Origin of the sequence: Methylomarinum sp. Ch1-1 (genome assembly GCF_030717995.2) — a bacterium.
GTDB classification, from domain to species: Bacteria; Pseudomonadota; Gammaproteobacteria; order Methylococcales; family Methylomonadaceae; genus Methylomarinum; species Methylomarinum roseum.
The window spans coordinates 233,764-245,923 of record NZ_CP157744.1 but is presented as its reverse complement, the minus strand read 5'-3'; the positions used below and the strand labels follow the sequence as shown (position 1 = coordinate 245,923).

Annotated in this window: 10 protein-coding genes; 1 reads left to right on the top strand and 9 read right to left on the bottom strand. The window is 43.1% G+C overall.

What is annotated here, in order from left to right; all coding sequences use genetic code 11:
- Positions 1–1,201: 1,201 nt before the first annotated feature.
- The 3 genes from Q9L42_RS21385 to Q9L42_RS21375 form a co-directional block, all read right to left on the bottom strand.
- Positions 1,202–1,471, bottom strand: coding sequence for a hypothetical protein (locus tag Q9L42_RS21385; RefSeq protein WP_305910469.1), 270 nt, complete (start codon positions 1,469–1,471; stop codon positions 1,202–1,204).
- Positions 1,472–1,565: 94 nt separating this feature from the next.
- Entirely contained in the window at positions 1,566–2,537 is a 972-nt protein-coding gene (locus Q9L42_RS21380) for a hypothetical protein (RefSeq protein WP_349432865.1), read from the bottom strand.
- Between the two features lie 118 nt (positions 2,538–2,655).
- Positions 2,656–3,015, bottom strand: a complete 360-nt coding sequence (locus tag Q9L42_RS21375) for a helix-turn-helix domain-containing protein (RefSeq protein WP_305910467.1) — start codon at positions 3,013–3,015, stop codon at positions 2,656–2,658.
- 335 nt (positions 3,016–3,350) lie between these two features.
- Here Q9L42_RS21375 and Q9L42_RS21370 point away from each other — a divergent pair, with 335 nt between their 5' ends.
- The gene (locus tag Q9L42_RS21370) at positions 3,351–6,227 is read left to right on the top strand and encodes a S8 family serine peptidase (RefSeq protein WP_305910466.1); all 2,877 of its coding nucleotides are present in this window, start codon (positions 3,351–3,353) and stop codon (positions 6,225–6,227) included.
- A gap of 183 nt (positions 6,228–6,410) precedes the next feature.
- On the opposite strand, the gene Q9L42_RS21365 is transcribed toward Q9L42_RS21370, so the two are convergent.
- The 6 genes from Q9L42_RS21365 to Q9L42_RS21340 all read right to left on the bottom strand — a co-directional run bounded on the left by Q9L42_RS21365 (position 6,411) and on the right by Q9L42_RS21340 (position 12,138).
- On the bottom strand, positions 6,411–7,598 hold the full coding sequence (locus tag Q9L42_RS21365; RefSeq protein ID WP_305910465.1) for an RNA-guided endonuclease InsQ/TnpB family protein: 1,188 nt from the start codon (positions 7,596–7,598) through the stop codon (positions 6,411–6,413).
- Positions 7,599–7,705: 107 nt separating this feature from the next.
- A complete protein-coding gene (locus Q9L42_RS21360; protein WP_305910464.1) occupies positions 7,706–8,260 on the bottom strand; it encodes a metal-dependent hydrolase in 555 nt (184 codons plus the stop codon).
- Positions 8,261–8,267: 7 nt separating this feature from the next.
- Positions 8,268–9,386, bottom strand: a complete 1,119-nt coding sequence (locus Q9L42_RS21355) for a type II secretion system protein (RefSeq protein WP_305910463.1) — start codon at positions 9,384–9,386, stop codon at positions 8,268–8,270.
- Between the two features lie 18 nt (positions 9,387–9,404).
- A complete protein-coding gene (locus Q9L42_RS21350) occupies positions 9,405–10,367 on the bottom strand; it encodes an ATPase, T2SS/T4P/T4SS family (RefSeq protein ID WP_305910462.1) in 963 nt (320 codons plus the stop codon).
- A 72-nt stretch (positions 10,368–10,439) separates the two neighbouring features.
- A complete protein-coding gene (locus tag Q9L42_RS21345) occupies positions 10,440–10,955 on the bottom strand; it encodes a type 4 pilus major pilin (protein ID WP_305910461.1) in 516 nt (171 codons plus the stop codon).
- A 142-nt stretch (positions 10,956–11,097) separates the two neighbouring features.
- Positions 11,098–12,138 (bottom strand): type II secretion system F family protein, encoded by a 1,041-nt coding sequence (locus tag Q9L42_RS21340; RefSeq protein ID WP_349432864.1) that lies wholly within the window; start codon positions 12,136–12,138, stop codon positions 11,098–11,100.
- Positions 12,139–12,160: the final 22 nt, after the last annotated feature.

Here is a 12,160-nt window from a genome sequence, read left to right as displayed (position 1 = left end):
ATAGACGCGAGTGTAACCATTACACTGACGCTCTGAAAGTACAGATCGCTCGGCAAATAGTGATATAGAATCGCAATTTTTTAATGAGTGTAATCATTACACTCATCGATTGATACACTCTGCGAATAGAAGCTATATGGTTTCAGCCGTTAGTCAGTGTAATGATTACACTCAGCTATAAAGGCTTTACCTTAGGAATTCGATCGACCAATAGACGCGAGTGTAACCATTACACTGACGGTCTGAAGGTACAGAATCGCAATTTTTTAATGAGTGTAATCATTACACTCATCGATTGATACACTCTGATGGTTTCAGCCGTTAGTCAGTGTAATGATTACACTGACCGACAAAAGCTTTCTGGTTTAAGAATTTGATCGACCAATAGACGCGAGTGTAACCATTACACTGACGCTCTGAAAGTACAGATCGCTCGGCAAATAGTGATATAGAATCGCAATTTTTTAATGAGTGTAATCATTACACTCATCGATTGATACACTCTGCAAGTAGCAAATATATGGTTGCAGAAGCTAGTCAGTGTAATGATTACACTGACCGACAAAAGCTTTCTGGTTTAAGAATTTGATCGATCAATAAACGGGAGTGTAACCATTACACTGACGGTCTGAAGGCGCAAAATGCTTGGCAAAATAGGAATTAGGATCGCAGTTTTTCAATGAGTGTAATCATTACACTCAGTTATAAAGGCTTTGTCTTAGGAATTCGATCTACCAATAGACGCGAGTGTAACCATTACACTAGCCGTTCGAATCACACAAATTGAATCAATAAAACATGTCAGAATCACAATAGCGTAATGGTCACACTCAGCGCTAATGCGTTATCAATTTTTTACACCTTAGAAAAATCCTTGAAAAATCAAAGGGTAAAAGCTATTTAGGGAAAAGAGCATAAAAAAATGAGAGTTGTAAATTAAATATGGATAATATGAAAAATCTCTGTATCCAATTGAAAAGTATAAGGATTTTTTTTTGAGAAAAAAATTTAGCCGTATAAAGTCATAGGTGAAAGAAATTGATAAGCGGGGGGGCAATTTAATGCTGTCGTAATCAAAAAATGAAGTAGTCAGTTAGAACGTCTGTCCACTACATATTGTAATACACCCTGAAATCTTCTACTATATCTTGTAGTAACAGGCTCTAATTGACCGCTCCGATTGAAAAAAAATCAGCTCCACTTATTCTATAGGCTGAGGCGCATCCGGGAATAACGACCAATGTGTTGGAGCGTCCTCGTCGGTTAAGCGATAAAGTAAATCGTTCGATACAGAATCAAACCAAGCCAAATTTTTATCTTCGTCCCTAGCAAGATAAACTGCTCCGCGATAAGTAGAGCGATGTACATCGGTCGAGCTATCCCATGCAATTAATACGTCCTCACTAAGATCAGGTAAGTCCATATTAGCAGGGTCAATTGCGTTCCAAGGAAAATTTAAAATAGTATCCATAGTTTATACTCACAAATAAAAGGCGCTACTATCCAGCAAAATAATAGCGGGTAGAATAGACGAGAAAAGTAGTGTAACCGTTACACTGAATTTGTTAGACACTGTTTGAATCATTAGCGGATCTTTTGTCATTAGAAAATGAAATCTCATGAGAAGCAATTTGTCGAACATGCTTCATATTATCCTCGTTAGCAGGGATCACAATTAGTCGGTCTCCTGATGCTTTTCTACCGTAATGAAATCCGGCCGTTTGATCTGAGGCATGTCCCATTAATGCTGCAATTTCTACTTTGGATAGACCACTTGATTTGGCATTTGCAGCAAATTGATGTCGGGGTGAGTACAGGGTTATGCGCCGCTTCTTCCCAGACCAAATTGCTTTATTAATTCGATAGAGATGATTGGAACATATTTTGTAAAACGAATCGAAATTATTTACATTCTCAATAATTGATAGCATTTCCTGGATCATTGAAAAATTAATTTGATCAAAATGTTTAAGATCTAAAACTCTGTATTCACCGCAAGCACGACTGTTGGTTGCTTTGGCATTACGAATAATCAGTCGAGTTCCATCAAGGCGAGCATCCTTCCATTCAATAGGGCGTAAACCAACCAAAAGACCGGCAGACAGCCAGGTTATAACAACACTATCGTACTCACTTTTACGATGCATATTGCCAAGCTCATTAATGATTTGATCCATATCCTGGCGGTTAACTTTTTTTAATTTTTGCCCGGGGCCTTTCAAAGTCTTTCTTTGACATGGACTTAGATCAAGCTGCTTGACCGCGGCAGCTGCATCAGGGAAGTTCATTTTGTCAAAATAGAATCGAAGGGCAGCACGGTATTGTCGCCAAGTGGATTTTGAAAACAAGTGTCGTTGATTGCCATACCAGTGACAAACTGCGATAGGGTCTTCCATCCATGAATAACCGTTATGCCGGTTAAATCGAATTAACAACTGATTCGCTAATTTGTTATATCGCTGTTCAGTAGCTTTGGTTCGAGTAGGTTCATATGTCGACATAATTTGCCTGTAATTTAAAAGTAATTTAGAAGCCATTCGGTTAAGCTGCCTGTGGGTGTGTCGCTAAGCGGCAGGACGCCGCGAATACAGCAAACGCAGGAGTAGTTTGTCGCCCACATCTTCAGAAACTCACCGGCCCGATAGTGGGACGCCACTATGCGCTGGTCCAGCTGGTAACGCACGGTTTGCCTGTGCTGTTTTTTCTTGAACCGCGGATAATCGGCCTGGCCCTGAAAAAACCTTTAAAGGCTTTGTCCAGATCAATCAGCTTTTGCGTCAGACAGGAGGCGGTAGCATCCTTTAACCAGGCGAAAACCGTTTGCTTTTTCAGGTGAGTGAAATGTTTCGACAGGCCGACATAATTGATCGATTCGCCTCGGCGCCGATAGGCTTTGCTCCGCAGTGCCAGGGCATGATTCCACACAAAGCGCGCATGGCCAAACTCACGACTCAACTGCTCGATTTGATCGCAGGTCGGGTAGAATCGGAATTTGTACGCTTTCTGTTGTATCATATAACTATTAAATCACATTAATGCATGCAGATTAAGTGTTTATGCGAATTTGAAAGATTTTAACCAGAACACGCAACGTCGCCGGCGGGTCGATAAGCATCCGCGCTTATTTTCTTGGAAATGGGTCAAGCGGTAAGAGTCCGCTAGTTGCAGGAACAAGCAAAAAAGTAGCAGGGAAGGGAGGGTGTAAATTATCCTAAAATTTGTATTGTTCAACATCTCATCCTAGTATATAAAATAAGCTGCCTAAGAAGCTGTGGCTTTTGTAGTTGCTCAATACTGCTTTTTGGGGTTCATAGAAAGCCGATTACGGCCTAAACAATAAAGGAGATATAATGAAGAGTACAAAAAACTCATATTATAAATTGTTGGGGTATGGAGTTTTTGCCCTATCGTTCAGTTTTCCACATGAAGTGTTCGCAGAGGGTTTTCGACCACCTAGTGTTTCATCGATTATGCCAGCTTGCGGCGCACCCGGCGAAGAAGTGACAATTTCTGGCTACGGTTTTGGCGCCATGAATTTAGATATTTCAGTTTCAGGGGCAGGCGCTGAAATTTTAGAGGCAACAGGACATGATGCCTTATTTGTGATTCCTGCTGAGATTAATCCAGGCATGACAAAGGTTATTGCGACAAATCCAGGTGGTCAGACAGGTGAAATTGATTTCCAGGTTAAAGGTACTGAGATTTGTGGAAATAACTTCGATGATGATTGTGATGGAAGTGTTGATGAAATTGATGCATGTCCAAGTGAAGCAGTTACCTTGGATACATCACCGAGTAGTCAAGCATTTGCCCTAAATAAAAAGAAAAATATTGCAACCTCATTAGGCTTTGCTCCTCCAAGTGGAAGTTCTTACACCGTTAACGTTTCTCAAACAATTACTCCAAATAACGGACTTTCCGCGTCGCCTAACATCAACGGCCTCTCATATACCAAATCTTCGAAGTTTAGCACGGTGTTAGCGCAAGAGCTTACACCATCAGTGGAAGGTGAATACACAATCATAACGACTGCAACCATTGCTCAAACAGGTCAGGCAACAACAACATTTGCCAAAGTGAGAGTTGCAAGTGACATTCAATCTGAAGTAAAAGTGTTTTCTCCCTTAGCCTCCCCAAACACTCTTTCTGTCAACTCATCAGAACCGGTGTTACTTACGGCTAGTGTTGCGGGGAAGGGTCAGCAATTTATCAGCGATGTTTTTGTCCGCGACTTAGATTCTTTGGCAACTTACTCACTGTCTGATAATGGCCTAAATGGTGATCTTCAAGCAGATGATTTTGTGTTCAGCGGTCAATTTACCATTTCTACTGATGGCAAAGGCTCTGGTGACTGCTTTAATATTTTAGCTGTTGCAGTAGTCAATGGAATTGAAACTGAATCCGAACCCAGGAAACTGTGTTTAACAAAATATCCAGTTGGATTCAAGATAATCAGTGAAGATGAAATTGAACAAAATGGTTTTACAACCTCATTTGGTCCTACTGTATCAAAAGATATCATCAATATTAAAGTTGGTGACAGTACAACTGAAGAGCAAATCGATCAAATAATTTCCGGCATAGGCGGTGAAATCATAGGCTCAAGGCCACTTTTTGGAGATTATCAAATCAAATTATTGACCACACCTGGGTCTTTAACTGAGCTAGTGTGGATAGTTGCTAACTTACAAGAAAATCCGGAAATTATAGCTGCAGATTTGACATATTACGGCAATATGCTTCAGTCGCTCTCGTCTTCAGACCCTTATCTTGGAGACCAGTATTATTTGTCTAAGATACGTGTGGATGAGGCTTGGTATATTGCTAGAGGAAATAAACTCGTTGCTGTGGTAGATTCAGGAGTGGATCTTGATCATTCTGATTTAGTCGGTCAAATAATCAATGGTAAAGACTTTGTTGATGGCGATATGCTTCCAGATGATCTAAATGGCCACGGCACTCATGTTGCTGGTATTATCGGTGCAAAGACAGACAATAACCTGGGCATTTCTGGAGTAGTCTGGAATAGCAAAATATTAGCAGTGAGAGTGTTAAATGCCTTCGGGAATGCGCCTTACTATAATGCTCTTGCTGATGGGATAACTTTTTCTGCCGAGGCAGGCGCAAAAATCATTAATGTCAGTGGTGGTTTTACAGCAGACGCCAAGTCAGCAGGGTTACTATGCGGATTAAAAGAAAGTCTTGGCATTATTCCAGAAGGAAACTGCTTGGAAGAAGTGAAAGCTGCGATTACGACCGTATGTCAAGCGGTCGAGTACATTACTTCGAGTGGCGGCATGGTTGTTGCTGCTTCTGGTAATTCAGGAGGAATAGATAAGCACTATCCAGCAGCATGTCCAACTGCGATAGCGGTTGCTGCAACTGATTCAAATGATGCAAGAGCTTCATTTAGTCAATATGGGCCTTGGGTAGATATTGCTGCACCTGGTGAAGAAATTTTGTCCACTTTTCCAGCGCAATTTACTTGCAATAGATGTATTTTTGATTACGATTATTTTTTTGCAAACGGTACATCACAAGCATCGCCAATTGTTGCTGGAGCAGCTTCTGTTGTTTGGGCGCGATCACCAGAGTTAACGGCTTCAGAGGTAGAGGAAAGACTAAAAAAATCAGCAAAGCCATTGCCAGGTGCGCAAGTAGGAGCGGGTCGAATAGATGTTTTTGAAGCTGTGTTTGACGGCAGCTTTGAAGATAAAAATATGAGACTTTGGGATTATGACGGTACTGTAATAACGGTGCTCAATCTAGGTGATATAACCCCGCAGGATCTTGATCGTATGGGGTATGCGAGCACCGGGCCTGCGGGCACCCAAACCAGTGGAACGTTGACTCAGAGATTTCAAGTTCAAGAAGGTGTTTCAGCAATCCCGATTTCTTTTAAATACGCCTTTATTAGCGAGGAATATCCGGAATGGGTAGGCACGCAATTCAATGACTCTCTGACTATTAAGTTGAAAGCGCCAAATGGAAGCGTAACCACACTTGCTAATGAAACTATTAATTCAGCTCAATTTTCCCCTATTTCCGGCATTGATTTTCCAGGTGGAGATAGCACAGTGGGATGGACTGGTTGGAAATCAGTATCCATGGAGGTCCCAATTTCTGCCGGTCAAGGTGAGTATGAAATCCAACTGGAAGATGCTGGAGACTCAATTTATGATACCGTTCTATTAATTGATAGGATTAAATTCGATACAAACAATTAAAAGTTTGTTTAACTAAGCCGCTTGCTCCCGCGGTCAGTTTACGGGAGCAATATTTGACATCCTCCTCGCCCTAAAGAGACGAGGATTCCCGTGTGTTCAGTGACACTCAGGAGCCTACTTGCGTCACCGCGTTCGGCCGGTTTCTGCTGCTGACGGCCTTGACTGCACCGTTCACTTCACAGACTAGCTCCCGACGGGTATGGCGGGCGCTAAGCCGGCTAACACCCTGTGTCCTCGGGTTAATACGTTTTTTGCGCCGACGACATCGGCGTTATTCCGGTATCCGCAGCTGGCGCATTGGAAATCAGTCTGGGTTCGACGGTTTTCCCGGGCGGTATGACTACAGCGCGGACATTGCCGGCTGGTGTGCCGCGGGTCGACCTTAATCACCTGACCGCCTCGCCAAGCCTGTTTATAGTCCAGGAAATTGACCAGGGTGCCCCAGCCTTGCTCGAGTATCGCTTTGTTTAGGCCTGATTTCGCTTTCACTTGGCGCCCGGGTTTCTCCCGCGTCCCTTTGGCAGATTTGGACATGTTTTTGACCTTTAAGTCTTCGACAACGATCACTGCGTGGTTTTTGCTCAGTTCGGTCGAGACTTTATGCAGGGTGTCCTTCCGGGCATGGGCCATACGCTCATGCAGTCGGGCGATTTTCGCTTGGAGTTTACGCCAATTGTTGGAAAATTTGGTTTTATGTTTTAGCTGTCGTTGCAGTTTCGCCAGTTTCCCGGCGAGGCGCTTTCCGGTGGCTTGCCCCGGGTAAAACCGGCCGTTGGACAGTGTGATTAATCGTTTAACCCCCAGGTCGACGCCAATGATCGAGGTGGCGGGGTGGGGTGTTATTTCAATCGTTTTTTCGGCCTGAATAGAGGCATACCAGTGCCGGCCGACTCGGGAAACCGTGATGTTTTTCGCCAAGCCATCGATCTTGCGGCTGTTGCGATAATGGATCCAGCCCAGTTTCGGTAAAAACAGCCGGTTGCTGCCGGGATCGATTTTGAACCCTTGAGGAAAGCGAATCGAATCCACGTTCCGGCCTTTTTTCTTGAAGACCGGGATCCGTTTACCCGACTGGGTTTTATCGAACGCATCCTTAAACGCCCGGTCCAGATCTTTTAGTCGTTGTTGCAAGGATTGGGACGGCAGTTCTTTCAAGAACCCATAATCAGCTGACTGCTTCCACAGGTTGGCGAAAAAATTCAGTTCCTGGTACCAAAGCACCGGTTGTTTCGCCTCCAGCCGATGCAGGTTCATCGCCAGCGCCTTGTTCCAGACAAAACGTAAACTGCCCGTGTACGCAACCAATTGCGAGATTTGCTCAGGCTTGAGCGTTAGGCGGAATTGATAGGCTTTGCGAACCGTTTGTTTCATGATTTCATGGTAACAAGCAAATAGAATTTTGTTAATACACTCATTCAACAAAGTCGCTTACATCCCCGCCCTAAAGCGACAGGGTTTTACGCTTGATTTGATAAAAGCTAAGTAATTAACTGAAGAATAGTTTGAACCCATCGTGATGGCAAAAATTGAGAAATGACGAATGTGTTTTGCGAATACAGGAATAAGCCACTCAATATGGCCATCGGCATTACTATTCGCCATTCGTTTTTACCCGTCGTATAAAGACCAGCTCCAATTCGTGTTGCTGAGAAGGGTAAATAAGTGGGAATCCCGGAAGGTGAAAAGGCATCGCAAATCAAATGAATTATTCCACCTACTGCATAGCCTGCAATTAATTGGCCGATGTAAAGCGATACACCAAACGAGGCTAAAAAAACATATGCAACCCATTGCTCTAGGGGAGGGGCGTAATACCAAAGTATCAACCAAAGTGGCCACCAATGTGTTATTGTCCGGTGAGGAATGGTGCGACTATACCCATTTTTACTAAACGGATTGCGGAAAGTAATTTCAAGATAGTCGGGCGCCAGTGCGCCGGCAATAACACCAAGCGCGAACCACCCATTTTCATTACTCCAATAGGTCAGCGCAGCAAAACAGCTATTTGTAATAAAGTGTCCGTTCTTAGTCATAAAAACCTTAGCTGCATTTCGTTGAGACAGCCGCTAAACGATATGACGAGGGCGCTGAAACCCAGCCTGATGAGACAAGAATTCGAATATTGATTCGCCAACTAGAACCTGCATTGGATGCCCATACCTGAACCGCACCAATTGCTCTACCATTAGAGTTATCGGAGTACATGACTGGCGTGACAAATACTTGAGGCGATGATCCGATAGAACTATTGCAAGCTGGTTTAGGTACATAATTACCATTTCTGGCAATTGTCATATAGTGAACGCCTTGGCTGGCATACTTACCTTTTCTACTAATCCAATAGTCTCTCGCATACATATTGTTTGTTGCAGATATATTTCTTCCTGCGCTTATATCCCGGTTAGCCCTGAGGTTTACAGCTGCTGTAATATTACGGCTGGCATAAATATCTTGGCCTGCGGTAATACTTGAATTTGCCCTTAAATTTCTAGCAGCCGTGATATTGTTGTTAGCCACAATGTTTCGGGTTGCATTTATATCTAAAGCGCTACTAATAGAGTTTCCACCCATGTTTAAAGAGCCTGACATGGAATTAGAGCCATCTCTTCGTAGCCATGGGTCAATACCCGGGTTTGTCGTTGCTCTCGCTATAATTCGTCCGGCGCCGTCAACCGTATAGCTATCACCACCTATCGGCGCTCCATTAGCTGAGTTTGTCGTTGTTGCTTTACTGGCTGCACGGTTGGCTAAATCGAGTCGAACAACACCGCCGATTGAAATTGGTGAAAACTGAGTGGTCCCAACATAATCGCCGCCAGTGAATGCAATTCTTGTGACAAAGGTCTTATCCCATTTGGTCTTCGATTGAAATCCGCAAGGAAGATATGCTTTTGAGGCGCTGCCAGCAGCACAGCTTCCAGCATGTTTAAGCCAATTGACGCCGGCATAGTTACCAACGGATGACGCACCTTTATCTACCATGAAGCTTCTAACCGCCGAATTATAAGTTTGAATATCTTTGCCCATCGCATCAGCACGTAGTCGTTGAGCTTCAATAACTTGGGTCCGGATCGCTAAAGCGGAAGCTAGCATGAGCAACCCCATGACCATAATCAGCTCAACAAGCGTGAATCCTGATTGATTTTTAAAGGATTTCATATTCTGCTCCGTTTCAGGTTAAAGATTCGCTGATATTACATCCTCGATAGGCATTCCACGTTTGAGCAGATTCTCTTGTCGATCCAGTTCACTAGAGATTTGTTTGATCTTGCCAGACTGTAAGTATCCAGATACGGACAAAGTATTTATTAAGACTTTTGTTCTAACCTGATTGTTTTCCAAACTCTGAAAAATAATCGCTCTTAAGCTGGACGCCAGTAAGTTTTTCGCAAGGCTTTCGCTTATTTCACTGCTAGCCAGCGCTATAATTCTTTCTAGGCCAGAAAGGATGTCTTTCGCGTGAAAAGTTGTCAACACTAAGCGCCCATCATTTGCAGCGTCCAACATTCGCTTTGCAGCAAATCCATCGCGAACTTCCCCCACATAAAGCATCAAATTTTCTTTTGCAGGATAATCCTTCATGGCTTTTTTTATGGCCTTGGCATACCCGGTTTCGTCTGAAACTTCAATTTGCAAACAAATTCCATTGTTATAGCGTCCCTGAAGAGGTATTTCAGCAGGGTCTTCAAGGGTGATACACATTCCACCAAATTTCTTAAGTCGCTTAACGAGAGTCGCGGCACATGTGGTGCTTTTCCCCTGCCCTGGCATCCCGACTACGGCAATTAGCCCTCCTGAGTTAAAGCTTGAGGACAACAGGACTCTTTGAGTTGAGGATGGTATGCCTAATTTGTTTATGTCCGGTGCAACAGTTGGCAAACGACGCAAACGAAGAAAATCGCCCAAAACCGTTTTAATTTTGCTGCAGCGAAATACTTCACCTTCATAGCGCAACGAAAACTCATCATTGGTTTGACCGTTGATTTTGCGCTTAATGTCATCCAAAAAAGGGCGCAAAGGGTCTGGAGCTGGCGTCATGCCAGGAGAGACATAATCACCTAATTTCTCTGTTTTATCAGACAGAGAACAATAAGCGTCCGTGATAACAAAGTTGTTTAAGATATCAGTAAAAGCAGTCAATTTTACAGCTCCGAATTAAAACAATACCCGCATTAAGCGGGTATTGAATAGCCCGACAAAAAACCGAAGGGATTATTGGTTGGTTACAATAATTGGACCCGCGGTACTGGATCCGCATTTCGAGGTTGCTATGGAAACAGCGTTATTTGGCGGCACAACCGTTCCATCAACTTTTATGCCATCCACAGAATTGATTGTAGATGTTACAAAACTGACGCAGATTTCGCTCGGAATCCCCGATGAATAAGTGACAGTATATTGAGTGTTGCCACTTGCCGGCGCGACTGAAATTGTACCCCAAGGATGGACGATGTTTGTGCCGCTCACCATCGAGGTTGGCAAGCCACGTGAGTTGATTAGCACTGTGTTACTGATGCCCGCGTAGTTTGGTGAGTTCGCATACATACTGCTTGCAGTAGCTGTCAGCACGCCAAAGTCACGAACGAGTCGTGTGCCTTTATTTTTGTCTGAAGCTGAGCCAAACAAGGCGATGCCGCCTACAACGATCAGAGAGCCGATACCAATAACGAGCAATAATTCAACCAGGGTCATACCCAATTGTCTTTTTGTTGCGGGTGCCTTCTTCATTTTCATCTCCAAAGTCATGAAAAATAATTTAAATAATATATGATACACAACTTATATTAACAGGACTCTTTATTCTTGTTAATACTTTATTTTGTCAAAATTGCTTTATTAAATAACCGATAATTTTTGAGTTAGTAAAACATCAAGTTAAAGATGACGTTAGTGTGTAAAAAGCATAATATGTGAACCCCGTATAAATAGCTGTCGCAATCAGAATGACATTACCCAGTGCTTTTGTTGTAGTCGATATTTTGTCGACATTTGTAGCTATCGATTCTTTACCTATTGTCATCATTATTTCATCAAAGTCAGACACGCTGCCTAGCAACTTAATGTCTGTCGAGACATCGTTATCTAATAAGCCAACGTTCAAACTATCACCATTTGTCTCACCAAGCGACAGTTTATCCAGCATTAAGTCAATGTAATATTGCGTATATTTTGATGAGTTTTCTTGGAGTTTAACGAGGGAGTCTTTAAGAGAAACGCCGGTTTTCATCAAAGAAGACAGTGAGATTAAGAAAACTGATCCCTGAATAATTTTATAGATAGACCAGGGGGGCAAGTAATCGGCAAACTCCCTGCTGTTCCCAACCCACACAGGCATTGATTTGAGCGCCACAATGATTGAAGCGATAACAGCAAAAATAGAATAGATACCGTAATCCTTAACGAACATTGACATGCTATATAAAGTGGCCGACGCCCCCGTCCATTTTTCAGGCGGGACTACATCCACTAGCTGCGGAACAACATTAAAGGCAAACATTCCGATCATCCCGAGCAACAATAAAAGCACTACGAGACTATAGGCTAGCCCTCCTATGATGGCAGATCGAATCCTCTTAATGCTTTCCGTGACGAAAATTGCCTGGTCTAAACCGCTTTCCATATCGCCGGATACCTCACCAGATTCAATTAGCATAATTTCAGCTTCCGGTGCGTAACCAACTAATGCTTGAGAAAAATTGCTACCTGTAGCAATTTCCGAAATCCATTGACCTAAAATGACTGCGCGCGGGTCGCCTTTTTTATTTTCCAGGTAGGACCTTTCAAAAAGCTCCAAGGTATTAAATAAAGGAACACCTTGCTTGGCAAACGCCATTATCTTGCGGTACATACCTATTCTTTGGGTGATACCGAATTGAAATTTTGCAAACCGGACTTCAAAACTTTGTGACATGAATTTCCCTTTTTTTATATTA

What these genes read in the sequence shown, in the direction of transcription:
- Q9L42_RS21385 (WP_305910469.1), bottom strand. Translation starts at nt 1,471, where the DNA reads ATGGATACTATTTTAAATTTTCCTTGGAACGCAATTGACCCTGCTAAT.
- Q9L42_RS21340 (WP_349432864.1), bottom strand. Translation starts at nt 12,138, where the DNA reads ATGTCACAAAGTTTTGAAGTCCGGTTTGCAAAATTTCAATTCGGTATC.
- Q9L42_RS21360 (WP_305910464.1), bottom strand. Translation starts at nt 8,260, where the DNA reads ATGACTAAGAACGGACACTTTATTACAAATAGCTGTTTTGCTGCGCTG.
- Q9L42_RS21370 (WP_305910466.1), top strand. Translation starts at nt 3,351, where the DNA reads ATGAAGAGTACAAAAAACTCATATTATAAATTGTTGGGGTATGGAGTT.
- Q9L42_RS21375 (WP_305910467.1), bottom strand. Translation starts at nt 3,015, where the DNA reads ATGATACAACAGAAAGCGTACAAATTCCGATTCTACCCGACCTGCGAT.
- Q9L42_RS21355 (WP_305910463.1), bottom strand. Translation starts at nt 9,386, where the DNA reads ATGAAATCCTTTAAAAATCAATCAGGATTCACGCTTGTTGAGCTGATT.
- Q9L42_RS21345 (WP_305910461.1), bottom strand. Translation starts at nt 10,955, where the DNA reads ATGAAGAAGGCACCCGCAACAAAAAGACAATTGGGTATGACCCTGGTT.
- Q9L42_RS21365 (WP_305910465.1), bottom strand. Translation starts at nt 7,598, where the DNA reads ATGAAACAAACGGTTCGCAAAGCCTATCAATTCCGCCTAACGCTCAAG.
- Q9L42_RS21380 (WP_349432865.1), bottom strand. Translation starts at nt 2,537, where the DNA reads ATGGCTTCTAAATTACTTTTAAATTACAGGCAAATTATGTCGACATAT.